This is a genomic window from Aureitalea marina, from assembly GCF_002943755.1.
Taxonomy (GTDB): domain Bacteria; phylum Bacteroidota; class Bacteroidia; order Flavobacteriales; family Flavobacteriaceae; genus Aureitalea; species Aureitalea marina.
Genome location: NZ_MQUB01000001.1, coordinates 142,404 through 165,931 on the forward strand (window position 1 = coordinate 142,404; position 23,528 = coordinate 165,931).

Here is a 23,528-nt window from a genome sequence, read left to right on the forward strand (position 1 = left end):
TTTAAGCCCTTATTTGATCAATACGCTCTTATATTTACTGAGGTTTTTTAGACAGATACCGGTTCCCCTAACCACAGCCCGAAGTGGGTCTTCTGCGATGTAAACAGGAAGATCGGTCTTCTGGGAAAGTCGTTTATCCAGTCCGCGGAGCATGGATCCACCACCGGCCAGATAGATTCCGGTATTGTAAATATCAGCAGCCAATTCTGGCGGTGTTTGGGACAGGGTTTCCATGACGGAATCCTCTATGCGCAAAATTGACTTGTCCAGGGCCTTGGCAATCTCTCGGTAAGACGTCTGGACCTGTTTTGGTTTTCCCGTCAACAGATCACGGCCTTGAACATCCATTTCGTCTGGTGGAAGTTCCAGGTCCTCGGTTGCTGCACCAATCTGAATCTTAATTTTTTCCGCAGTCCGCTCACCTACATAGAGGTTGTGCTGAGTGCGCATGTAGTAAATGATATCGTTGGTAAAAACGTCTCCCGCGATCTTGATGGATTTGTCACAAACAATACCGCCCAGGGCGATCACAGCGATCTCGGTAGTACCACCTCCAATATCGACGACCATATTCCCCTTGGGTTGCATGATGTCTACACCAATACCAATGGCTGCGGCCATAGGCTCGTGTATCAGGTAAACTTCTTTACCATTCACACGCTCGGCACTTTCCTTAACCGCCCGCATTTCCACCTCGGTGATCCCAGATGGTATACAAATGACCATTCTCAGAGAGGGGGTCAGCCATTTCTTCTTCAAGGCTGGAATGTCCTTGATGAACATGCTGATCATCTTCTCACTAGCATCGAAGTCGGCAATAACACCGTCTTTCAATGGTCTGATCGTTTTAATGTTTTCGTGTGTTTTTCCCTGCATCAGGGAAGCTTCCTGTCCTACAGCAATGATCTTTCCGGTGGTGCGGTCTCGAGCGACGATGGATGGGGCATCGACCACGACTTTGTCATTGTGTATGATCAGGGTATTTGCTGTTCCGAGGTCTATTGCTATTTGTTCGGTCAGGAAATCAAAGAATCCCATTTAAGTCCAGTAGGTTAAAATTATAAGTAAGTGCGCGCTATTCTTACAAATGTAATAAAATTAGTGCTTGAAGTGACGGGTGCCAGTAAATACCATGGCCAGGTCGTTTTCGTTGCAATAATCAATGCTCAGCTGGTCCTTGATGGACCCACCGGGTTGGATCACGGTGGTGATCCCGGCTTGGTCTGCAATCTCTACACAGTCTGGGAAAGGGAAGAAGGCATCGCTGGCCATTGCGGCCCCTTTCAGGTCAAAATTGAAGGACTTAGCCTTTTCAATAGCCTGTCTTAAGGCGTCTACACGCGAGGTCTGTCCTGTTCCACTGGCGCAGAGCTGTTTGTTCTTTGCCAGGACAATGGTGTTGGATTTGGTGTGCTTACAGATCTTTGACGCAAACAGCAGATCATCGATCTGTTCTTGACTGGGGCTGGAGTTAGTCACTACTTTTAAGCCTTCGGCTGAGTCTGTGACATGATCCCTTTCTTGGACAAGGGCTCCGTTCAAGCAAGTCCTGGTCAGGGTATGAGGTAAATCGCTGTGTTTTTGAACCAAGAGAATACGGTTCTTTTTACCCTGGAGGATCTCAATGGCTTCCGAACTAAACGATGGGGCGATGACCACTTCGCAGAATAATTTATGGATCTCTTCGGCAGTTGCCGAGTCGATCTCCGTATTGGCGATCAGAATTCCACCAAAGGCAGAGACCGGATCGCCCGCCAGGGCGTCAACATAGGCCTGGTGAATGGTGTCGCGTTGGGCAATTCCACAAGCATTGTTGTGCTTTAAGATGGCGAAGGTCGGGGCATCACCTTGAAATTCAGCCATCAGATTTACGGCGGCGTCAACGTCTAAGAGGTTATTATAACTTAATTCTTTGCCGTGTAATTTATCGAACATGGCGTCAAAATCGCCGAAGAAGTATCCTTTTTGATGTGGGTTTTCTCCATATCTGAGCACTTTCCCTGCTGTTTCGCTGATCTTCAAGCTGGCGATCTCATGATCACTGTTGAAGTAGTTGAAAATGGCTGTGTCGTAGTGGGAAGAGACATTAAAGGCCTTGGCAGCAAACCTTTTTCTGTCTTCCTGGGATATGGAACCATTTCCTTCATTCAACAGATCCAGAACTTCCTGGTAGTCTTCCATAGAAGAAATACAAAGGGTGTCTTTGAAATTCTTGGCCGCCGCACGGATCAATGAGATCCCACCTATGTCGATTTTCTCAATGATGTCTTGTTCTGGAGCTCCAGAGGCCACTGTTTTTTCAAACGGATACAGATCCACGATGACCAGATCCAGCTGGGGGATACTGTATTGTTCCATTTCAGCCACATCGCCTTGGTGATCCTGACGGTTAAGGATGCCTCCGAATACTTTGGGGTGTAAAGTCTTAACCCTCCCACCTAGAATAGAAGGATAATCGGTCACGGATTCTACTGCGATCACCTCAATTCCAAGATCGTTGATAAAAGAGGCTGTACCCCCGGTAGAATAGATGGTGACTCCTTCTTGGTTTAGTTTTCTGACCAGCGGTTCCAAGCCGTCTTTGTGGAACACGGAAATCAGTGCCGATTGTATCTTTTTCGAATTGCTCATAGGGGGGGATTTTTAAAGACGCAAAAGTACTAATTTCAGGGCTAAATTGTAACAATTAACTGCTTTAAAAGACATATCTTTAATCTGGTGCAAAACCAAAAAAAGTTGTCATGCTGATCTATCTACGTGTTCTAAAGGAAAGCTTCAATTTTGCGATCAATGCCCTAAAGAACAACAAGCTTAGAACCTTTCTCTCCCTGGTCGGGGTGACCATTGGGATCTTTTCTATTATTGCGGTACTAGCGGCTGTAGATTCCCTGAAAAAAGAGATTGAAGGCAGTATCAGTTCATTAGACAATAGTACCATTTATTTAGGACGTTTTTCTTTTGGGCCAACAGAAATTCCACGTTGGAAAAGTGAGCAATTTCCGGATGTGACCTATGAAGAATACCAGATGGTCAAACGGTCCGTACCCAACCTGTACACTGCTGCATATACATTGAATGTCGCTAGTGAGACCATAAAATTCGAGGATAAATCTGTGTCCAATGTCGAGATTGGAGCTGTGTCCTTTGAGTATTACGATATCGAGTCCTTGCAGATAGCATATGGCCGTTTTTTCAACGAGTCCGAATCAAACAGCGGGTCCAATGTGCTGGTGTTGGGAGACGAGATCGCTAATTCACTTTTTAGCTCACCGGAGCAATCATTGGGGAAGAAAGTCAGGCTTTACGGAAGGAAATTCACGGTTATTGGAGTCCTGAAGAAAGAAGGATCAGGACTCTTCGGGAACTCCAAGGATACCGCCGTATTTCTTCCAGTTAATGCTGCTAGAAAGGTCTTTGGACAGAATAACAAGAGTTTATTTCCCTTCATTATCATCAAACCGGAGAAGGGGATCGATAACAATGAATTCATTGCCTTGCTCAAGCAGCGGATGCGGCAACACCGTGGCCTAAAACCAGGTGAGATTGACGATTTCTTTGTGAATCAACTACAGGGATTTGCCGATTTCATTGACAATATTACCGGACAAATGAATGTCATTGGCTTGCTGATTAGCGGATTCTCGCTCTTAGTTGGAGGATTTGGAATTGCTAATATCATGTTTGTGAGTGTTAAGGAACGAACCAATCTGATCGGAATCCAAAAATCTTTAGGGGCCAAGAACAAGTTCATTCTTTTCCAATTTCTTTTCGAAGCTGTTATCCTGGCCATCATCGGTGGTTTGATAGGACTAGGGCTGGTGTTTATTGCTTCAGTAATTGCGTCTCAGTTCACCGGAGACTTCCAGTTCATCTTATCCATAGAGAATATCTTCCTAGGAACTTTTATCTCGGCGATCATTGGACTGATCTCTGGTATACTGCCGGCCATATCCGCTTCCAGGCTGGATCCGGTTGAGGCGATCCGGACGGGAATGTAGGATTAGTGAATGGTGAATCGTGAATCGTGAATCGTGATTCGCAATTTGAATCTTTATTTTAGACTACAGACTACAGACTACAGACTACAGACTACAGACTACAGACTACAGACTACAGACTACAGACTGCAGTGAATTCGTAAATTTCGGGTATCACTTATGTGAAACACGATAACCCTTGGATAATTCAATAGGGACTTGAAGAGGTGGGTCGTATATTGATCCCGGACGGGGCATGGGGGCCCCCAAGGTAAAAATCGTGAATCGTGAATCGTGACTCGATATTTTGAACTTGGACTAACGACTAACGACTAAAGTATCTCCGCAACTTTAGCATTCACCCATTCCAAAAGTCTTTCGTCTTCCGGGGTAAAGGGATCGATCATGTGGGAGTCTATGTCTATTTGTCCAATGTTCACCCCGTCTTTGAACAGCGGTACTACGATCTCAGATTTCACGGTAATACTGCAGGCAATGTAGTTATCCTGGGCTTTGACATCAGGGACAACAAAATTGGCATTACTTTCGGCTACCTGACCACAGATACCTTTTCCAAACGGAATGGTCGTATGATCGGTCGGTTCCCCTGCAAACGGACCTAAGTGTAATAGGCGCTTGTCGTGGTCCGCAAAGTAGAATCCTACCCAATCGTAGTGCTCAAACTCTTGTTGAAGTATCTCACATACCTTTTGGAGTTTATTGTCGGAACTGGCATTCCCCTGAAGTGCTTGTTCTATCCGCGTGTGTACATGTTTCATAACCCAATTGTCGTAAGGCGGGTAAAGTTATTTCAAATGCCCTCCCTGTTCGCGTTGCAATTTCTATATTTTTGTTAAAATTTCGGCGATTGAAAGCACTCTTTCAGGAATACCGACCGGTCCTCCGATTTATCCTTCTCTTTCTTGGGAGTTATCTGCTATTGACATTGCTGTATCAAGGCTATTTGAATTGGTCTGTCGGTGGTAGTTATCCGCCAGATTATGTAACCAATCTGGTTGCCAGACAAACTACCCAGTTGCTCACCGATTTTGGTTATGACGCCAAGGTTATTCCGTATCCGGGAATTGCTAGTATGGTATTGGAGGTGAATGGTAAACCAATTGCCCAGATCGTTGAAGGCTGCAACTCCATTAGTGTGATCATCCTTTTCGTCTCCTTTATCATTGCATTTGCCCAAGGGTTTAAAAAGACCTTTTTCTTTTTATTGGCAGGTGCTGCCATGATCTATGTGGTCAATTTATTTCGCATAGCTTTCTTGACCCTTGCCCTGAACAAGTATCCTGAACAAGAGGAGTTGTTGCACAATATTGTCTTTCCAGGAATTATTTACGGCATGGTCTTCCTCCTTTGGGTGGTCTGGGTCAGGATGATAAATAACAAAAAAGAAGAATCCCATGACTAGATGGGTTAGTATAGCGCTCGTCGGATTGCTTCTGCTGGCCTTGGCGGCAATTCGGCTTTTCCAGGAGGAGTTGTTTTATGATCCGCTGGTTCAATTCTTCTATTCCGATTATAAAACTGCTGATCTTCCAGAATTGCAAAATGGAAAACTCATAGTAAACCTGGGCTATCGCTTTCTTTTGAATACTATATTGTCCCTGGTTATCTTAGGTCTGGCCTTTAATTCCAGATCTGTTGTACAGTTTTCCGCTCTGATCTATTTAGTTGCCTTTGTACTGTTAATGAGCGTGTTCTACTATCAATTACTACACTATAAGCCAGGGCATTACATGATGCTGTTCTACACTCGCCGATTCCTGATTCAACCAATATTAGTTTTAGTCTTATTACCGGCCTTTTATTTTCAGAAGAACGGGTAGGGCTTTATCTTTGTAAACCAATCCCGATACAGTAGTATGAAATTCAATTTACCCTTAAGCTTAGTTGCCGTATGCTTTCTTTTGATCAGTTGTAAAAATGACGGAAAGAAAGAGGAGGCCGAGCTTGCTCAGGAAGCCACCAAGATGGAAATGATCGTCGAGGTTCATGACGAGCTTATGCCAAAGATGTCGGAAATCAGTTTGATGATCACCCAACTGGAAGGATCCATGGATGGAACCGAGGCAGATTCTCTTAAAACAAAGGCTGTTGAGGATCTTAAAGATGCCAATCAGGCCATGATGACCTGGATGATGGAATTCAGTGACGATTATGACAGTGAGGAAGTGATGGAAGGCAAGGAGCTAACACCGGAAAAAGAAGCACTTTTGGATACTTACGAAGCCAGCGTCATGGAGCTTAAGACTACCATGGAAGGTGCAATGGATCGAGGGCAGGCCTTGCTGGATGCCCAAGAATAGGCGTTAAAGTTTTCTTACTGTCTACCCTTTAACTAAAGCCAATTCGACGGTTTTTGTAATTTTGCTCTTATGAGAGCGTTGATCTCAATTTTATTATCTACTCTTATACTGCTCAGCAGTAGTGGTCTGACCTATGCCGCCCATTACTGCGGGAGCTTCAGAGTGCACACCACTTTAAGTCTTGGAAAGGCGGATTTGAGCTGTGGGATGAAAATGGCGATGCCGGTCTGTGAGGATGGAGAAGAGGATCACGACTGTTGTGATAACGAGTACCTGGATCTTGTAACTGACGATCACTTCAATAAATCCCAATGGGACCTGAGCCTGGATGTTCTTGATTATGTGATATTACCTTCACAAGCTTTTGGTCAACTTGCCATTCAAGCTGAGCCTTCTCAGGAGGCCATTCCTCATTACCGACCTCCACCGCCGCGTTTAAGGCAATACATCATCTACGAGACTTTCCTGATCTGATACCTGTTCGTTTTTCAGTTGAATACCCTAGTGGGGTAATCTTAAGAATCGAATAAACAGGTATTAAATGAAACACACATATTCCATAAGCGGTATGACCTGCGAAGGCTGCAGGGACTCCGTCACCAAAAAAATTCAATCGGTCGAGGGAGTAAGCTCGGTCGAGGTTAGCCTGGAGGATCACCAGGCGACCATTCAATCCACAGAATTCATCCCACTGGAGAAGTTCCAGTCTGTACTCAAGCCGGCTTACGTCATTTTCGACCCTGCCGTTGCCCGTTTTACTGATTCAATTCAGGTAGAGGAGAGGTCAAAAATGGCCCAGTTGAAACCCTTATTCCTTATACTGGCCGGGATTTGGATCATTTCCTTATTGCTCAATGTGAAAACCTTGAATGCAGGCTCCATCATGTTTGATTATATGGGTTTGTTCTTCCTGGTATTTGCGGGTTTTAAATTAGCGGATTATAAAGGCTTTCCCCCTGTATTCGGTATGTATGACCCCCTTGCAAAAGCAATCCCTACTTACGGATGGATCTATCCTTTTATTGAGATCGCATTGGGTTTGATGTTCTTAGCTCGCTATCAAACACAGATCGCTCTTTGGGTAACAGTGGTCGTACTGGGTATAACAACTGTTGGAGTGGTCAGGTCACTACTGAGTAAGAAACAGATCAAATGTGCCTGTCTGGGTACTGCCCTTAATCTACCCATGACGGAGGCCACTTTTGTAGAGAATGCCATTATGTTAGCGATGGCTACCCTAATGCTCACTCAAACCTTTACCTGATGAGACTGCTGCTATTTTTATTGTTGCCTTTTGGGCTGTTTGCACAGGAGCAACTTAGCGGGAGAATTTACGAGGTGGATGCCTCCGGTAAGGAAATTGGACTGGGTGGAGCAAATCTGGTCTGGTTGAGTACAGATCAAGGAACCATGACCGATCTGGATGGGAATTTCAGTTTAGATTATCGCCCTGAATACAAGCAATTAGTCATTTCCTACATAGGGTACAAGACCGATACGCTGAACATCAGTTCCAGCAATTATCTCAGTCATCAGATGACAGCGGATGATGCTTCTTTGAACGAAGTGACGGTTTCGGCCCGTAAAAAGGCTTCGGCAAGATCCAGCATAGAGGCCATGAATGTGATCCGAATCAGTGAGGATGAATTGCTAAAGGCCGCTTGTTGCAACTTGTCCGAGAGCTTTGAGACCAACCCGTCCATCGACGTCAATTTTGCTGATGCGGTCACTGGGACCAAACAGATAAAAATGTTGGGGTTGACCAGTCCGTATATACTGATCACTAACGAGAACATACCCACTATTCGCGGTGCTGCCCAGACCTATGGGCTCAGTTTTATCCCCGGGACTTGGGTAGAAAGTCTTCAGGTGACCAAGGGTGCCGGTAGTGTGGTTAACGGCTTCGAAAGTATCACGGGGCAGATCAATGCGGAACTCAGAAAACCCAAAACGGACAAACCTGTCTTTGTTAACTTGTACGCAGGAGCCAACGGTCGATTGGAGCTCAATACACATCTTAATACGGCTGTAAGCGAGAAATGGAGCACAGGTCTTTACCTGCACGGAAATTATCGTGGCCAGGAGTTCGACCGCAATGGTGATGGGTTCCTGGATGTACCTATTGCTCAGCAGATCAATGTGATGAATCGGTGGCAATATACAGACGCTGAGAACGGTCTGGTGAGCTTTATCAATGTCCGTTATCTAAACGATGAAAAGCAGACCGGTCAAGAGGGTTTCGATCCGGATATTCACAGAGGTGGGACCGATGTTTGGGGTAGCGAGATCGATACCCGGCGGATCGATGTATCGGCTAAGCTTGGCTATGTTGACCCAGATCTGCCTTATCATACAGCAGGAGTACAATTGGCCTTCAGCGATCACAAGCAGGAGTCTTATTTTGGACTGAATACCTACGATATCAGCCATCAGAGTTGGTATGCCAATGCGGTGTACAACTCCATCATCAGCGATTCCCGCCATAAGATCAAAACGGGTCTGACCTTTACCCTGGATCGTTACGATGAGCGGGTCATAACAACTGCTTTCAACAGGATTGAAAATTCCTTGGGAGGTTATTTTGAATATGCCTTTGACAACCTGGACAGGCTAACACTAACCGCTGGAATTCGGGCAGATGTGCACAATCGTCTCGGGTTTTTCCTTACACCACGGGTCCATGCCCGTTACAGTGTTTGGGAAGGAGCAAATTTCCGGGTCAGCGCTGGTAGGGGTAAACGAAGCGCCAACATCTTTACCGAAAATCAGCAGTTCTTTTCCTCTAGCAGGATGATCAATATAACTAATGCCGGAGGTCCTATTTACGGCTTAGATCCAGAGATCGCCTGGAATTATGGCCTGTCATTCTCTCAGAGCTTTAATCTATTTGGCAGGCGTGCAGATATCATCCTGGACTATTACCGTACCGATTTTCAAAATCAGGTGGTGGTAGATTGGGAGGATCCTCGTCAGATTCGATTCTATAACCTGGAAGGGGATAGTTTTGCAGATAGTTTTCAAGCCGAGTTCAACTATGAGCCCTTCGAGCGGACCGAGCTGCGTTTTGCCTATAAATTCTACGATCTCCAGACGGATTACCGCAGTGGTACTTTGCAACGACCCCTAACTCCACCCAATAGGTTCTTTGCCAATGCGGGTTATCAAACTCAACGGAAAGAGAATGGTGGCCAGTGGAAGTTTGATGTGACGTACAACTGGTTGGACAACCAGCGTTATCCTTCCACCGTTGGAAACCCTCCAGAGGACAGTCGTCCCGAATTCTCCCCTCAGGTGAATACTGTGAACGCCCAGGTGACCAAGGTTTTTACTGAACGGTTCGAAGTATATTTGGGAGGAGAGAATATTACCAATTTTAGACAAACAGATCCGATCATCAGTGCAGACGATCCCTTTGGACCAACTTTTGATACCACCTTGGTATACGGGCCGGTCTTTGGAAGTATGTACTATGCCGGATTGCGATTTAATATGAATTAATTATGAGAAAACTAGTTGTAATTATGACGTTCCTGGGACTAAGTCTATCAGGATTTGCCCAGGACAAGAATGCCAAGGCTTCTATCGAAGTAGACGGCGTTTGTATGATGTGTAAATTCCGTATTGAGAAAGCTGCAGTGAAGTCAAAAGGAGTAAAATCCGCCAATTGGAATATGGAGACTCACATCTTGGATTTGATCTTTGATGAGCGTAAGACAGATCTAACCACTATTAAGACTAATATTGCCGCAGTTGGCCACGATACAAAAGACATCAAGGCTACGATCGAAGCTTATGAAAGCGTAGATGACTGCTGCCGCTATCGGGACGAACAAATAGTTAAAGACCACCAGAACGGAAAGAAGAAGGGAGGTCATTAATTGAGGTCTGTTTTGACCTATATATGGGTAGTATCTGCCTTGGCCTTATGTTTGGGCTGTCAATCTGATAAGGCCAAGGGTGAGGATCTGGTCCAAATGTCGGTTGAGGTTCATGGAGGAATTGATGCCTATAGGAATCTGGACAGCCTGAGTTGGGACAAAACCACCAGGCTATTCGGTCAAGATGGTGGCTTGGAATCAGAAAAACTACAGAGACAAACCTATCTTGGAGGAACAACTCCGACAGTGGTTCTCCAATGGATACAGGATGGTACATTCTACCAGATCGAGTCTCAAGAGGCCATTACACGCTATCACATGGGTGATGTAGTGCTTTCCACAGGAGATGAGGTTGAACAGGCCAAAAAACAAGCCGAGTCTGCTGCCTATGTTTTTTTTCAGCCCTTTAAATTATTGGATCCAGGGACCGAACTTATCCATGAAGGCAAACGAGAATTGGGGGATACCCTTGAGGTAGATGTTGTACGCGTTCGTTATGAGTATGACGATGAGGCCTCAGATGTTTGGAGATATTATTTCGATAAGGATCACCAATTGGTAGCCAATTCGGTCTTGCACCAGGGGAGGATCAGTTTGATCGTCAATTTGGAGTACCAGAAGGACCCCCGCTCCGGGTTGTTGTTCAACAAACGGCGGAGGAGTTATTTTGTGGATTCCACCTTGCAGATCAAATACCTGAGGGCAGATTACCTCTACGAAATCCAATAAAAAAAGCCTCTTAATTATGAAGAGGCTTTTTAATATCTAAGGGAAGGATTACATCATCCCGGGCATTCCGCCTCCACCACCCATTGGTGGCATAGCAGGAGTGTCCTCCTTAATATCGGTCAAAGCACATTCCGTGGTCAGTATCATGCCGGCAACTGAGGCGGCGTTCTCCAGGGCTACCCGGGTCACTTTCTTAGGATCGATGATCCCGGCCTTCAGCATATCCACATACTCATCTCGTTTGGCATCGTAACCAAAGTTCTTCTTGCCTTCCAGAACCTTGTTGATCACAACGGATCCTTCTCCGCCTGCATTCTCTACAATGGTTCTAAGTGGAGCTTCAATAGCTCGGGCCACGATCTGTACCCCTGTGGTTTCGTCCAAGGTATCGGTGGTTAGCTTTTCCAGTACGCTTTTGGCGCGAACCAGGGCAACTCCACCTCCGGCAACAATACCTTCTTCTACAGCAGCACGCGTAGCGTGAAGGGCATCGTCTACCCGGTCTTTCTTTTCTTTCATTTCAACTTCAGATGCAGCACCTACGTACAATACAGCAACCCCGCCTGCTAATTTGGCCAATCGTTCCTGTAGTTTTTCTTTGTCGTAGTCGCTGGTTGTGGTCTCGATCTGAGATTTGATCTGTCCCACGCGCGCTTTGATGTCGGCTTTTTTACCGGCACCGTTCACTACAGTGGTGTTATCTTTGTCTATGGTCACGGTCTCGGCTGTACCCAGCATATCGACAGTGGCATTTTCTAGTGTAAATCCACGTTCTTCAGAGATCACGGTTCCACCAGTCAGGATCGCGATGTCTTCCAGCATGGCCTTGCGACGGTCTCCAAAACCAGGCGCCTTAACAGCGGCGATCTTCAATGCACCGCGAAGCTTGTTTACTACCAGGGTAGCAAGAGCTTCTCCTTCTACATCCTCGGCAATGATCAGCAATGATTTTCCCTGTTGAGCCACTGGCTCCAAAACAGGAAGCAGATCTTTCATATTGGAGATCTTCTTGTCAAACAACAAGATCATTGGATTCTCCAATTCGGTCTGCATCTTTTCACTGTCGGTCACGAAATAAGGAGACAAGTAGCCACGATCAAATTGCATTCCTTCTACTACATCTACGTAGGTTTCGGTTCCCTTGGCTTCTTCTACTGTGATCACCCCTTCCTTGCCAACTTTTTCAAAGGCCTCTGCGATCAGTGCACCGATGGTTTCGTCATTATTGGAAGAAATGGCCGCTACCTGCTGGATCTTCTCACTGGAGTTCCCCACTTTGGCAGATTGCTTTTCCAGGTTAGCGGTAATGGCCTCAACGGCTGCATCGATCCCGCGCTTCAGATCCATAGGGTTAGCTCCTGCCGCAACGTTCTTTAGCCCTTCTTTTACAATGGCTTGGGCCAGTACGGTGGCAGTGGTGGTTCCGTCACCAGCCAGATCGTTGGTCTTGGAAGCTACTTCCTTTACCATTTGGGCACCCATGTTCTCCAGGGCGTCTTCCAGTTCGATCTCCTTGGCTACAGTTACACCATCTTTGGTCACCTGAGGGGCACCAAAGGATTTGCTAATGATTACGTTTCTTCCTTTTGGCCCAAGGGTCACTTTAACCGCATTGGCCAATGCATCTACCCCGCGTTTGATTCCGTCCCGGGCTTCTACATCAAATTGAATATCTTTTGCCATAGTTGTATGCTTTATAGAATAACTTATGTGTTGGATTAGATGATGGCCAGGATGTCATCCTCTCTCATGATCAGATAATCCTTGCCTTCGTATTTTAATTCACTTCCAGAGTACTTTCCATATAGAACAGTATCTCCGACCTTAACGGTCATCTCGTGATCTTTTTTCCCTTTTCCTACCGCAACAACGGTTCCTTGTTGTGGTTTTTCCTTGGCCGAATCTGGAATGTAGATTCCTGATGAGGTTTTGGTTTCGGCTTCTTGAGGCTCGACCAGCACACGGTCAGAAAGTGGTTGGATCTTTAATGCCATTTTTTGAAAGTATTTTAAGTGATTAATGTAATTTTTACTCTTCTCCATAAGTCAGAAATTATGCCATGGGCATAAACCTGACAGATTGAAATAAAAAAAGCCAGCTTATGACAAGCTGGCATATCTTTTTAACCGATCAGACAGGGATTAGTTGTTGTCTCCGGTATTGTCTTCTGTAGTGGTTCCGGAATTATCCGTAGCCGGAATGGTGTTCTCCAGTTCGGTTTGAGGCAGTGCCTCTTCCACGGGAGCAGTTCCTCCCATGATGGAGATATTGGACAGCAGGATCAGCGCTAAAAGCACTGTGGCCAATGTCCATGTGCTCTTGTCCAGGAAATCGGTAGTTTTCTTAACTCCACCCAACTGCTGTGTACCGCCACCTCCGAAAGAGCTGGAAAGTCCTCCACCTTTTGGGTTCTGCACCATGATCACCATCACCAACAAGAAGGCGACGAAGATGATCAATATCATAAATATGGTAAACGTACTCATACTATCCTTTTTTCAGTTTTTCTATGGCCCGAATTTGGTCCGCAAAGTAACCACTTTTTTCGGGATTTTTCAAAATTAAAATTTTGTACGCCTGAATGGCTTTATCGAAGTTTTTTTGCTGCAAATAAACCTTGGCCAATGTCTCCGTCATCAAGGAATCAGGCTGCTTGGTAAAAGGGGTCGAAAGGTCTTCCTGAGGGCCGGAATCCTTGCGAGGCTCCAGCTTGGGCTTTTGTTGAATGAATCGATCGATCAAGGCAAATTTACGAGCCTTTCCGCCCGATTGCTTTTTGCCATTGTCCTGCTTACTTTTTCTACTGATCGGCTTTGCTCGGGTCAGTTTCAGCCATTCAGCAAAGGAGTGGGTATCCTTTCGTTCAAATGGTATTGGGGCATCAGGTTCGATCTGTGTTTCCTCTTCTTGTGGGATCGCAGCTGGCATACCTGGCTTTCTTTCAAAAAGTTCAGGATCCAGAATAGCCTCGGCCTTTCGCATCTCGGATTGTATCTGTTGAGCAACTTCCAGTGATATCTGTTGAGACAGATCTTCTGCTTCCACTTGTATCTCGGCAACGGACGGATCATTCTGCTGGATCAATTCCGCGATCTTATTCTGTATGAATTCCTTAGAGGTTATATACTCGAAAAGGATGTCCCGATCCGCTGTGTGGGCTGCAGCCAATTTCAGGCTGTCATTGTATCGATAACTGTTCTGATTCTTCAGGCCTTTCAATTGTATGGCCCTTGCACTCTGAAAGAATGGATATTGGTCTATAATACCATCCAGCTCTTCCACTTGAGCCAGGGAAACTTCCTGCGGATTTGCAAGCAGATATGTATAGGTTTCGGTATTCATTACCAATTGGCTAATGAGGTGTTGAAGATATCCTGGGTGATCCGCTCAAATATCTCGTTCAAGGCATCGTCCAACACAGAGCCTGTCAGCTGGGCATTGCCTTCATAATCGAAGTAGAATGAAAACCGCCTTTCAAAGTCTTTCTCGGCATCGGTGGTGTTAAAGAAACGTACATTAACACCTACTGTCAATCTGTTTTGGGCTGCAGTACTCTGCGCTGTTGCCGTGATCGGTGAAACATAATATTCGGTCAATTCTCCTTCGTAGATCAGATCGCCATTGGTGGTCACCAGATCAAGGCTGGTCTGGTTCAGGATAAGATCCTGTAACTGGATGGTAAAATCCCGAGCGATCCCTGGTTCTACAATAGGTGCGTTGTTGATGAAGTTATTCACCTGGAAGGTCTTGATCCTGGAGTAATCGATATCCGCTCCGGTAAAAGAGTAATTCTTACATCCACCAAGGGTAAGCAGGGTGGTGGTCAAGGCAACTAGGGCAACTATTCTTCTTACGTACATTCTTGGGCAATCTACAAATTATATTGCTTGATCTTTCTATATAAGGTCCTTTCACTGATACCCAGTTCCTGAGCCGCCGCTTTCCTGCGCCCACCGTACTTCTCCAGGGACTTTCTGATCAGTTCCAATTCCTTTTCCTGCAAGGATAGATTCTCCTCTTCCTGGATATCCTCTGCGAAGTGATACTTATCGTCCGAGCTTGCCGGACTTACCTCAGGATAATTGATCACCTCCACCTCATGACTATGACTGACAGGGCTTTCAGGGACTATGGTCGGCAGGTCTGTTCGGCCTTCCTGGTTCTCTGTGTAGATCTTATCGATTAATGAACCGTGTTCTTCCCTGACTTGGGCGGCATTTCCAGAATTCATCAACTCCATGGTCAGCTTTTTCAGATCGTTGATGTCCCGTTGCATGTCAAACAATACCTTATAGAGTATCTCGCGTTCACTGCCAAAATCACTCTGGGTACCTTTCGGTTTGATCACTGCTGGTAGATTGCTACCCACATCTGGCAGATAGGATTTCAAGGTGTTATAAGAAATGTTCCTGTTCTGCTCCAAAACGGAGATCTGTTCTGTCACATTGCGCAATTGGCGAATATTACCACCCCAATTGTATTTGAGTAGTAAACCTACGGCTTGCTCTTCCAGCCGAATGGTGGGCATCTTGTACTTCTGGGCAAAATCAGAAGCGAATTTTCTAAACAGCAGGTGAATGTCTTCTCCCCGGCTTCTGAGAGGTGGCAGGTTGATCTCTACCGTACTCAAACGATAGTACAGATCTTCCCGGAACTTGCCTTTTTCTATGGCCTCTGCCATGTTCACATTCGTTGCAGCCACTATGCGGACATCCGTTTTTTGGGTCTTGGAGGATCCTACTTTCAGGAATTCCCCATTTTCCAGGATCCGAAGTAGCCGGACCTGGGTTGGAAGCGGTAGTTCCCCAACTTCATCCAGGAAGATCGTCCCTCCGTCGGCTACCTCAAAATAACCGCTTCTGGTGGCTGTTGCACCTGTAAAGGCACCTTTCTCATGTCCGAACAGTTCACTGTCGATGGTACCTTCTGGGATTGCTCCACAGTTAACGGCAATGTATTTTCCGTGTTTTCTATGAGAGAGGGAGTGAATGATCTTTGGGATGCTCTCCTTACCAACTCCACTTTCCCCGGTTACCAGGACAGAAATATCGGTAGGGGCCACTTGTACCGCCTTTTCTATCGCGCGGTTCAGTTGGGCGTTGTTCCCAATGATCCCAAATCGTTGTTTAACTGCCTGTATGGATTCCATGCTAGTCCTGTTTTGAATAACCTACAGCTTCTCCGATCAAGGTGGTACTGGTGCAATCGTTTATCTTCACCATGACCAGATCGCCCGGTTTATAATTCTCCTTTGGAAAGACTGCCACTGTATTTTGCGGATTTCGGCCACTCCAGTGTGCGTCACTTTTCTTAGATTCCTTTTCGATCAGTATCTCTACGGTCTGACCAACAAACTGCGCAGTCCGGTAGGCACTGTGCTTTTGTTGCATATTGATGATCTCCGTCAGTCTTCGCTTCTTGATTTCTGTCGGGATATCGTCCTCCAACTTCCTGGCTGCCATAGTGCCCGGACGTTCAGAGTACATAAACATGAAGCCGAAATCATACTTGACATATTCCATCAGACTAAGGGTGTCCTGGTGATCTTCTTCTGTCTCCCCCGGAAATCCGGCGATCATATCCTGGGAAATACCGCAGTCCGGAAGAATTTCCCTGACCTTGTCGATCAGTTCAAAATACTCTTCTCGTGTATGCTGTCTGTTCATTGCCTTCAGTACCTGAGTACTACCACTTTGAACAGGGAGGTGGATATAATTACAGATATTTTTGTGCCGGGACATAGCATGTAGCACGTCCTCTGTCATGTCTTGCGGATTAGAGGTAGAAAAACGGATTCTCATGCCAGGTTGAGCTTGCGCAACCAATTCCAGCAAGGCTGAAAAGTTTGTCGCGGTTGCCTTTTGCATCTCTGTGGCATTCTTGAAATCTTTTTTCAAACCACCACCGTACCACAAATAACTATCTACGTTCTGTCCTAAGAGGGTTACTTCTTTATAGCCCTTTTCAGCCAGATCATTGACTTCCGCCACTATGCTTTGAGGATCTCTGCTGCGCTCGCGACCTCTGGTGAAAGGAACAACACAGAAGGTACACATATTGTCACAACCCCGAGTAATACTGACAAAGGCAGTAACACCATTGCCACCCAATCGGACAGGAGCAATATCTCCATAAGTCTCCTCTTTGGAGAGGATCACATTGACCGCATCGCGGCCATCTTCAACCTCTTTAAGCAGGTTTGGTAAGTCCTTATACGCATCCGGACCTACCACCATATCGACTATTTTTTCTTCTTCCAGGAACTTACTCTTCAATCGTTCTGCCATACATCCCAGAACGCCTACTTTCATTCCAGGGTTGATCCGTTTCACTGCGTTGTAGTGTTCCAGTCGCTTACGAACCGTCTGCTCTGCCTTGTCACGTATAGAGCAGGTGTTCACGAGCACCAGGTCCGCCTCTTCCAAATTTTGAGTGGTATTGTACCCTTGATCCTTGAGAATGGAAGCAACGATCTCGCTATCGCTGAAATTCATCTGACAGCCATAGCTTTCGATAAAAAGTTTGCGTTTATTCTCTGAAATACCGGCGACGACAAGGGATTCTCCTTGCCGCTCCTCGTTGATGATCTTCTCTTCCATAAATAATTTGACGGGCTATTAAATGATCCGTTTCAATAATAAAGCCAGACCGATAAACGGTGAGCAAAGTTAAGGATTTAATCCCCTTTATGACAATTTGGCAGTCATCTTTTTGTTATCTTCGGCTCTCAACTGAACCCAATGGAATTAGTCAATGCGTCCTTGTCGGATCGAATCGAGCAGGCCAAATCGGTAGATTTTGGAGCCATACTCGGCGGAAGTTTTGAATTTTTTGGTAAAGTCTGGATTCAAGGCTTTTATCACGCCCTGATCTCTGCAGCCCTGGTCATCCTGATTGCACCATTGATTTACATTCCCTTGATCCCGTTTTTTGTCGAGGCCTTTGATGGTTATGAATATGCAGTCGGTGACGACCTCGGCTCAACTTTCTTCCAAGGGTTCACCCTGATCTACTGGATTGGCTACGGGTTTTTGGTATTTGTCCTGTCTATCTTTATGCAGGCCATCAATTTTGCCGTGATCTCCCATTATTATCGGGTGATGCGAAAAATAGATGATGAGCAAGCTGAAGATGCGGGAGGGTATTTGGATGATATTAAGGTAAACTTCAGAAAGTTGATGTTACTGTCACTGACGACTACGGCGATCGCATTGTTGGCCGGCTTGCTATGTTACCTGCCACTGCTTTATGTGATTGTCCCAATACAGCTACTCATTCCACTGTATGCCTTTAACCGGGATGCCTCTGCTTCCGAACTGATCAATTCATCCTTTAAACTGGGCAATAAGTATTGGTTAACTGTCTTTGGGTTGATCATCATCAGTCAGTTTCTAGCTCAACTTGGAGTCATACTTTGTGTGATCGGACTTTTCTTTACAGTCAATTTTGTGCACGTTCCCATTTATCTGTTCTACAGGGATAGTGTTGGATTCGATCAGGAATAGGTGCCGAAAACCTATCCCATCCTGGCCTAATTGACCCTTGACCGGTCAATGATCTCGATGGCCTGCTTCTGGTCACCCCAGCCTTGAGAACGAGTTTCATCCTGGTCGTAGTTCAGGAACCAACTCTCTATGATTTCCAATAGTTGTGGGTATTTGGCTCTAAGTTCTTCCAAAGTCTCAGACTGAATAGTCCTGTCACTGACCTTAGCAGGGATAGCGAGTATTTTGTAATCCTGTTCGCCTTCGTCAATTAGCTTAAGTACACCAATCGGTATGGTTTCTATAACAGTTCCCGTAGACAGGCTGGTACAAAGTACCAAAACGTCCAAAGCGTCACCATCGCCGCCTTGTGCTATAGCGCTTTTAGTAGAGGCGATAAATCCGTAATTGGCCGGATAGGGGAGATAATCAATGACCCGGTCCTCGCCATTTCGCTGGTCGGGGATAAAGCGCTTACTGGTCTTGTCGTATTCGATCTTGAGGTTAGTGCCGGCCGGAATTTCAATAATGCTATTGTAGTTACCGTTCTCAGTTTGAACGGGGATTTGTTCCGGGTCGATCTGTTCAGAACAACTCAGGTTGACCAATAAAAAGGCCATGACCAGCCAAAGTACTAAGTTCGAATTTGTATTAAGCCGAAAACAAAAAAAGGTCAATGCCCTGTACATATTTGGAGTTCTTCGAGAGCCTGGTTCCGATTTCTTGTGACAGTTGGCGTGCCGCATGATCATCTTCCCGGGAGTATTTTAATTCTAAGACGATATTATCAATAGCCTTTACAGCGCCCAGGAAGTCGTTCAAATCTGGATTGAAGAATCGCATATTGTAGTCGATGGTAATCCTGAACCGCCCACAAAAGGAGAGAAAATAGCGTCTTTCGTAAGTATTGATCAGGCGGGGTGTCAACTTCTGCATCTCCATAAGGCAATCTAAATCCCCCTGGTCAAAGAGTGCTTGTTCGATCAAGGACTGCACCTGGAAGGCGTCAGTATCGCCCAAACTTGTATTCAGGTTCTTAAGTTTGACAGATTCCTTATCTCCGACCTCTCCAAACTTCTTCTTAACCTCAAGTACAGGCTTTTCGATCCTGGTCATATCATCACCGTACCAGCGAATCCGGTATTTCTTGCGATTTCCATCACCTTCTACATTCTGATGATAGAAAATCATGTCCGGTCGGTCAAAATAAATATTGTTTACAGCTCGCCGGTGATAAATCTCACTAAAACAAAAGCTGTTGGTAAGAACTTCTTTCTCGATCAAATCCGCTACATCAGTAGCTGGAAAAACAAACTTTCGTTCAAAACGAAGTTTCTCCTCTTTGGCTTCGAAGTAAATTCTACTTACTGCTTTTTCCATACTCCTTACCATACATTTGCTCAATGACTCGGTTTGAGACGGTAGACATTCTTACATCATCGATGGTCAATTCAGATCCGGATTCGACCAGGTGATCCGATTCGGTATCGGACATAAAGAGATCATTAATGGTGATCTTCCCGATGCCAAACTCTGGTTTTTTCTGAAAGGCAGAGAAACCCAGACGGGTCTCAGAGATATAGACGTCTGAAAATTCAATGGTCGAAAGATCTTTACTTACAATTCCGATCTCTCCACCTTTGACCCGGATATTTGTGCCTTTCATGTTGCTGGCCTCTCCGGCACTGACCCCTTTATCAGATGGATTATTTATAGTGATGTTTTCCAGGTAAATGGACGAGCCCGAAACATCAATACCGTCGTTGCCAGCTGAATTGAATTCCGAATTCGTTATGGTTCCCTCAACAAAGTCTCCGTCAAAAGCGTCAGACCAAGTATTTTCAAAAAGCGAGCCGTCCATGCTGAAATTGGATCTGATTATGTTCAGGGCGTCTTCGCAGCGATTATCCTTAAAAACGGACTGACTGATGGATACATCAGACTCGTGAAAATTAACAGCCCCAGAAACTTCCCAATGCGCATCGGAGGGATTGGATAAGTTGCTAAAGGTGGTGTGTTCGACAAGAGATCTTTTGTGGGCTTTATTAATAAAGACCCCACCCCCGGTTCCATCGCTGGAGTAAAAGGTTATGGGTGAATCTCCTGTCCCCAAACTAAAAATTGGAGAGTGGGACAAAAACGAGGCATGGTTGATCAGGTCGATATTAGCTCCCTTCTCGATTTGAACCTCAAAATTTTCAGGGATGATCACAGTATGATCGACTCGGTGATCTCCGGGCCCTATACGGACGATACCGGTGCTACTATCCACCAGGAGAAAGTCGAACTCCTCCATATTCGAACTTCGGGCCTCCTTAATATCAGAAACACTGGCATCAAGGTCCTTATTCCAGCCATAGGGACGTACCTCTGATTTCCGCTCCAGATCGATTCCATTGATCAGGTAGGTCACCCTTAATTTGGCTACATCCTTTGGATATCGGAATTCAGACTTTTTATTTTTCTTAGAAACAAAAGCATTGACAAATGCATCTTTGAGCTCAAAATTCAGCAACTTGGTCTCTCCAGGGCTGATATACAGATCCTCCTTGAGAACGTCCAGTAATTTACCGTCCTGATGTTGGAGCCCCGTGATCGTAATGTCAAAATCCGTCTTATTGAAAACTTTCAACGCCATCGATTTTCCATCGAAGCTCTCAAAATCATTGAGCAATGAGGTCGAGGGATTGATATAACGTTTGATCATATTGCTGTTGAATTCCAGTATGGAGGTGTCTAGTCCAGTATTGAATTCGGTATTCAGGTTGATCAGTATTTCCTGCAACTCCTCACTGTGGTCATCAATGAGCGAATTTATATAGTCAGTACTGCTGAAATACCTTAGCTTTTCTGCCAATTTTTCCCGGTAGAGGTCATCTGACCCTGAAAGGTGAAAATTGACGACGTCAGAGATCTTATTACCGGAATTAGAATCGAAGGCGATCGGCTCCAATTTACCGGTAATGGGGTTGTAATAAAATTTGAGGTTAATAAAACCAAGGCCGTGCAGTCCTCCAAACAAGTTCAGCAGCGCCACATAGGAGGTTAGTCTGTCTATATCGAAGGCCTCGGATACCTTTAATTTTTTCTGTCTGAATCCATCCAAAAGGTTTTTAGCAGTTTCAAACTGCCGCATCAGATTTGGGTCCTGCAGCACCTTGTTTTCATTGTACAAGCGGATGGGTGATGAATCGATCAGGAATTCTCCGTTCTGATTCTTGATTTCCTCCAATCCCAGGTCGATCTTTTGTTCGATGTCCTTCCAGTAATAGGATTCGTCGAAGGCCAGGATGACTCCCTCTCTCCTCCGATTGTTCTCCAAAAGTATCTTGTCAAAAGCTTCTTCGGCCGCCATGATCCCAATCGGGATCTCCCTGGATTGATCCTTAGCGCCAACCTTTAATGTCAGGTCCACAAAATCGTAACGAATACCAATCAATCCTTCCCGTTTTACAGCTTTTTGAAACAACCATTCCCAAGCATAGTTTCGGACCTTGGGATGCTGAAAGGAGAATTTTCTCATTCCCTTGATGGTTTTTTCTTCGTCCATAACGACACGCAGGGACCATTTTTTCTCATCGACCACATGATCGGTCCAATCTCCTTTAAGGCGTATATCCACTTTGATCTCTTGTCCCGTAGCAGGATCAGTTATACGGGCGGGAAGCAATTGCTTTTGTTCAGAGCCAATAACGCCATTCTTGACTGCCTCTTCACGGTACTCCTTAAGTTGAGAGAAATTCTTATCCGAGATCCGTATGACCTGCCGCTGAAAATTGTTCTTGATCTCGATAGTGGCTTCATCCGGAATCTTCAACTTGCTTCTCTGAAAGGACCGTCCCAGGTCTTGCTGAAACCGCCCTGTATTGATGTAGTCTACATTATCCAACTCAAGGACTCTGCCCAGGTAGTTGTCATGGACAAGTTTTCGTTTGAATACAATGTATTTTCTTCCATCAACCTCAATCTCTTCAAACGGGCGCCGGGGTACGAATCCAAAATTTAGGAATTTGGTCGTCTGATCCTGAACAATCTTGGAGTTATCCTTTAGGTATACGTGAACAAAGAACCGGTCGGCTGCTTGTCGTTCATTAAGTGAATCCGGATAGATATAAACCAGGTGTGGTACAGCATACTGCTTAACTATATAAATAGAAAGCGTCGAGTCTTCGTAAATCCCCTTATACACACTGTCGAGTATGCTTTTATAACTCCTAACCTGCCTGATTTTGGTTTCTGAGAACAGATCGGTCAATTCTGTAGGGTCGGGGGAAGCCAGGGAGACTTCATCTTTCTCCTTTAAAAGTGCCATCACGGAGATCAACAGGATGGCAATTATCGCAATGAAGATTAAGGGAGAACCACCTTGGCCTTTATGTTTTTTGATTTTCATCGGATCATCCTGGCATTAAATGGACTAGTTATCCTGATCGATAAAAGTAAGTTGCAGGTCTTCAAATTGAGCTAGCAGGGTGTTATTCAACTCACTGATCTTGTCGATGGAAGATAGGTTCACCAAGAAATTCATATTCAGGTTTCCATCGGCCATTTTTATGCGTTTTACATCCACCTGGTCGGCATGCTGCATCACTATAGAACTTACCTCCTCGATAGCCTTTGACTCTGATTCTTTCTTACAAGGCATGGCTAACAACAAGTTCTGGGTCATGGAACTGGCCGAATTGCTTTTGCTGGTTGCAATAATGATCAAACACAAAAAAACGAAGCCGATCAAGGTGGGCAGAAGTTGGTTGGCTCCCAATCCCAATCCCAGCGCAATGGCCATAAAGAAATAGGCCAATTCCTCAGGTTCTTTAATGGCTGTTCTAAACCTCACAATAGACAATGCCCCAACCAGTCCGAGAGAAAGGGCAAGGGAAGACTTAACTATGGAGATGATGATAAAGGTCGTGACACCTACCAGGATTAAAACACGGCCCAATTGATGTCGGTTGGAAAGCGACTTTCCGTAACGAACATATACGAGAGACAATATGAACAGTAGAACACCACAACTGATCATGTTGATTATGTAATTGACCACCGAAAAGGACTCGTCAAAATTGAAGTTCAATTCGCTTAAAAATTCGTTCATAGGGCAATTTGCTATAGGTCTGTGAAAACTTCCCGGTTGGCTCT

Annotated in this window: 24 protein-coding genes; 10 read left to right on the forward strand and 14 right to left on the reverse strand. The window is 45.3% G+C overall.

Going from position 1 to position 23,528, the window contains the following annotated elements; genetic code table 11:
- Positions 1 to 9: 9 nt before the first annotated feature.
- Both BST85_RS00690 and purH read right to left on the reverse strand, forming a co-directional pair.
- Positions 10 to 1,038, reverse strand: coding sequence for a rod shape-determining protein (locus BST85_RS00690; RefSeq protein WP_104811500.1), 1,029 nt, complete (start codon positions 1,036 to 1,038; stop codon positions 10 to 12).
- Positions 1,039 to 1,098: 60 nt separating this feature from the next.
- A complete protein-coding gene (gene purH, locus BST85_RS00695) occupies positions 1,099 to 2,631 on the reverse strand; it encodes a bifunctional phosphoribosylaminoimidazolecarboxamide formyltransferase/IMP cyclohydrolase (protein WP_104811501.1) in 1,533 nt (510 codons plus the stop codon).
- Positions 2,632 to 2,741: 110 nt separating this feature from the next.
- On the opposite strand from purH, the gene BST85_RS00700 reads away from it, so the two are divergent.
- Entirely contained in the window at positions 2,742 to 3,998 is a 1,257-nt protein-coding gene (locus tag BST85_RS00700) for an ABC transporter permease (RefSeq protein WP_104811502.1), read from the forward strand.
- A gap of 311 nt (positions 3,999 to 4,309) precedes the next feature.
- On the opposite strand, the gene BST85_RS00705 is transcribed toward BST85_RS00700, so the two are convergent.
- Positions 4,310 to 4,756: a GAF domain-containing protein gene (locus BST85_RS00705; protein ID WP_104811503.1), complete on the reverse strand. Its 447-nt coding sequence runs from the start codon at positions 4,754 to 4,756 to the stop codon at positions 4,310 to 4,312.
- Positions 4,757 to 4,845: 89 nt separating this feature from the next.
- On the opposite strand from BST85_RS00705, the gene xrtF reads away from it, so the two are divergent.
- From xrtF to BST85_RS00745, 8 genes are all read left to right on the forward strand, one after another.
- Entirely contained in the window at positions 4,846 to 5,400 is a 555-nt protein-coding gene (xrtF, locus tag BST85_RS00710) for an exosortase family protein XrtF (protein WP_245917604.1), read from the forward strand.
- Positions 5,393 to 5,818: an exosortase F system-associated membrane protein gene (locus BST85_RS00715; protein WP_104811505.1), complete on the forward strand. Its 426-nt coding sequence runs from the start codon at positions 5,393 to 5,395 to the stop codon at positions 5,816 to 5,818. The genes xrtF and BST85_RS00715 overlap by 8 nt, the downstream gene beginning before the upstream one ends.
- Positions 5,819 to 5,854: 36 nt before the next feature.
- Entirely contained in the window at positions 5,855 to 6,298 is a 444-nt protein-coding gene (locus BST85_RS00720) for a hypothetical protein (protein ID WP_104811506.1), read from the forward strand.
- Positions 6,299 to 6,367: 69 nt separating this feature from the next.
- A complete protein-coding gene (locus BST85_RS00725; protein ID WP_146090612.1) occupies positions 6,368 to 6,772 on the forward strand; it encodes an HYC_CC_PP family protein in 405 nt (134 codons plus the stop codon).
- A gap of 67 nt (positions 6,773 to 6,839) precedes the next feature.
- Positions 6,840 to 7,562, forward strand: coding sequence for a heavy-metal-associated domain-containing protein (locus tag BST85_RS00730; RefSeq protein WP_104811508.1), 723 nt, complete (start codon positions 6,840 to 6,842; stop codon positions 7,560 to 7,562).
- Positions 7,562 to 9,796, forward strand: coding sequence for a TonB-dependent receptor (locus BST85_RS00735; RefSeq protein WP_104811509.1), 2,235 nt, complete (start codon positions 7,562 to 7,564; stop codon positions 9,794 to 9,796). The genes BST85_RS00730 and BST85_RS00735 overlap by 1 nt, the downstream gene beginning before the upstream one ends.
- Before the next feature lie 2 nt (positions 9,797 to 9,798).
- Positions 9,799 to 10,176 (forward strand): heavy-metal-associated domain-containing protein, encoded by a 378-nt coding sequence (locus BST85_RS00740; RefSeq protein WP_104811510.1) that lies wholly within the window; start codon positions 9,799 to 9,801, stop codon positions 10,174 to 10,176.
- A gap of 12 nt (positions 10,177 to 10,188) precedes the next feature.
- Positions 10,189 to 10,905 carry a hypothetical protein gene (locus tag BST85_RS00745; RefSeq protein ID WP_104811511.1) on the forward strand — a complete coding sequence of 239 codons (717 nt, stop codon included), beginning with the start codon at positions 10,189 to 10,191 and terminating at the stop codon, positions 10,903 to 10,905.
- A 48-nt stretch (positions 10,906 to 10,953) separates the two neighbouring features.
- On the opposite strand, the gene groL is transcribed toward BST85_RS00745, so the two are convergent.
- From groL to miaB, 7 genes are all read right to left on the reverse strand, one after another.
- Positions 10,954 to 12,588 (reverse strand): chaperonin GroEL, encoded by a 1,635-nt coding sequence (groL, locus tag BST85_RS00750; protein WP_104811512.1) that lies wholly within the window; start codon positions 12,586 to 12,588, stop codon positions 10,954 to 10,956.
- Between the two features lie 35 nt (positions 12,589 to 12,623).
- Positions 12,624 to 12,899 carry a co-chaperone GroES gene (locus BST85_RS00755; protein ID WP_104813843.1) on the reverse strand — a complete coding sequence of 92 codons (276 nt, stop codon included), beginning with the start codon at positions 12,897 to 12,899 and terminating at the stop codon, positions 12,624 to 12,626.
- Positions 12,900 to 13,046: 147 nt separating this feature from the next.
- Positions 13,047 to 13,391 carry a preprotein translocase subunit SecG gene (gene secG / locus BST85_RS00760; RefSeq protein ID WP_104811513.1) on the reverse strand — a complete coding sequence of 115 codons (345 nt, stop codon included), beginning with the start codon at positions 13,389 to 13,391 and terminating at the stop codon, positions 13,047 to 13,049.
- A gap of 1 nt (position 13,392) precedes the next feature.
- The gene (locus BST85_RS00765; protein WP_104811514.1) at positions 13,393 to 14,247 is read right to left on the reverse strand and encodes a hypothetical protein; all 855 of its coding nucleotides are present in this window, start codon (positions 14,245 to 14,247) and stop codon (positions 13,393 to 13,395) included.
- A complete protein-coding gene (lptE, locus tag BST85_RS00770) occupies positions 14,247 to 14,765 on the reverse strand; it encodes an LPS assembly lipoprotein LptE (protein WP_104811515.1) in 519 nt (172 codons plus the stop codon). Before lptE ends, BST85_RS00765 begins: the two co-directional genes overlap by 1 nt.
- Positions 14,766 to 14,776: 11 nt before the next feature.
- Complete coding sequence (locus BST85_RS00775) at positions 14,777 to 16,054, reverse strand: sigma-54 interaction domain-containing protein (RefSeq protein ID WP_104811516.1); 1,278 nt, start codon at positions 16,052 to 16,054, stop codon at positions 14,777 to 14,779.
- Between the two features lies 1 nt (position 16,055).
- The gene (miaB, locus tag BST85_RS00780; RefSeq protein ID WP_104811517.1) at positions 16,056 to 17,504 is read right to left on the reverse strand and encodes a tRNA (N6-isopentenyl adenosine(37)-C2)-methylthiotransferase MiaB; all 1,449 of its coding nucleotides are present in this window, start codon (positions 17,502 to 17,504) and stop codon (positions 16,056 to 16,058) included.
- Positions 17,505 to 17,645: 141 nt separating this feature from the next.
- Here miaB and BST85_RS00785 point away from each other — a divergent pair, with 141 nt between their 5' ends.
- Positions 17,646 to 18,410 (forward strand): hypothetical protein, encoded by a 765-nt coding sequence (locus BST85_RS00785; protein ID WP_104811518.1) that lies wholly within the window; start codon positions 17,646 to 17,648, stop codon positions 18,408 to 18,410.
- Between the two features lie 26 nt (positions 18,411 to 18,436).
- Here BST85_RS00785 and BST85_RS00790 read toward each other — a convergent pair whose 3' ends face one another.
- Genes BST85_RS00790 through BST85_RS00805 form a run of 4 tightly spaced genes read right to left on the reverse strand, consistent with a single transcriptional unit; the run spans position 18,437 to position 23,484 of the window.
- Complete coding sequence (locus BST85_RS00790) at positions 18,437 to 19,009, reverse strand: inorganic diphosphatase (RefSeq protein ID WP_181039926.1); 573 nt, start codon at positions 19,007 to 19,009, stop codon at positions 18,437 to 18,439.
- Positions 19,010 to 19,040: 31 nt separating this feature from the next.
- Positions 19,041 to 19,769, reverse strand: a complete 729-nt coding sequence (locus BST85_RS00795; protein WP_181039927.1) for a polyphosphate polymerase domain-containing protein — start codon at positions 19,767 to 19,769, stop codon at positions 19,041 to 19,043.
- Positions 19,750 to 22,782 carry a right-handed parallel beta-helix repeat-containing protein gene (locus tag BST85_RS00800; protein ID WP_104811521.1) on the reverse strand — a complete coding sequence of 1,011 codons (3,033 nt, stop codon included), beginning with the start codon at positions 22,780 to 22,782 and terminating at the stop codon, positions 19,750 to 19,752. The genes BST85_RS00795 and BST85_RS00800 overlap by 20 nt, the downstream gene beginning before the upstream one ends.
- Before the next feature lie 24 nt (positions 22,783 to 22,806).
- The gene (locus BST85_RS00805) at positions 22,807 to 23,484 is read right to left on the reverse strand and encodes a DUF4956 domain-containing protein (protein ID WP_104811522.1); all 678 of its coding nucleotides are present in this window, start codon (positions 23,482 to 23,484) and stop codon (positions 22,807 to 22,809) included.
- Positions 23,485 to 23,528: the final 44 nt, after the last annotated feature.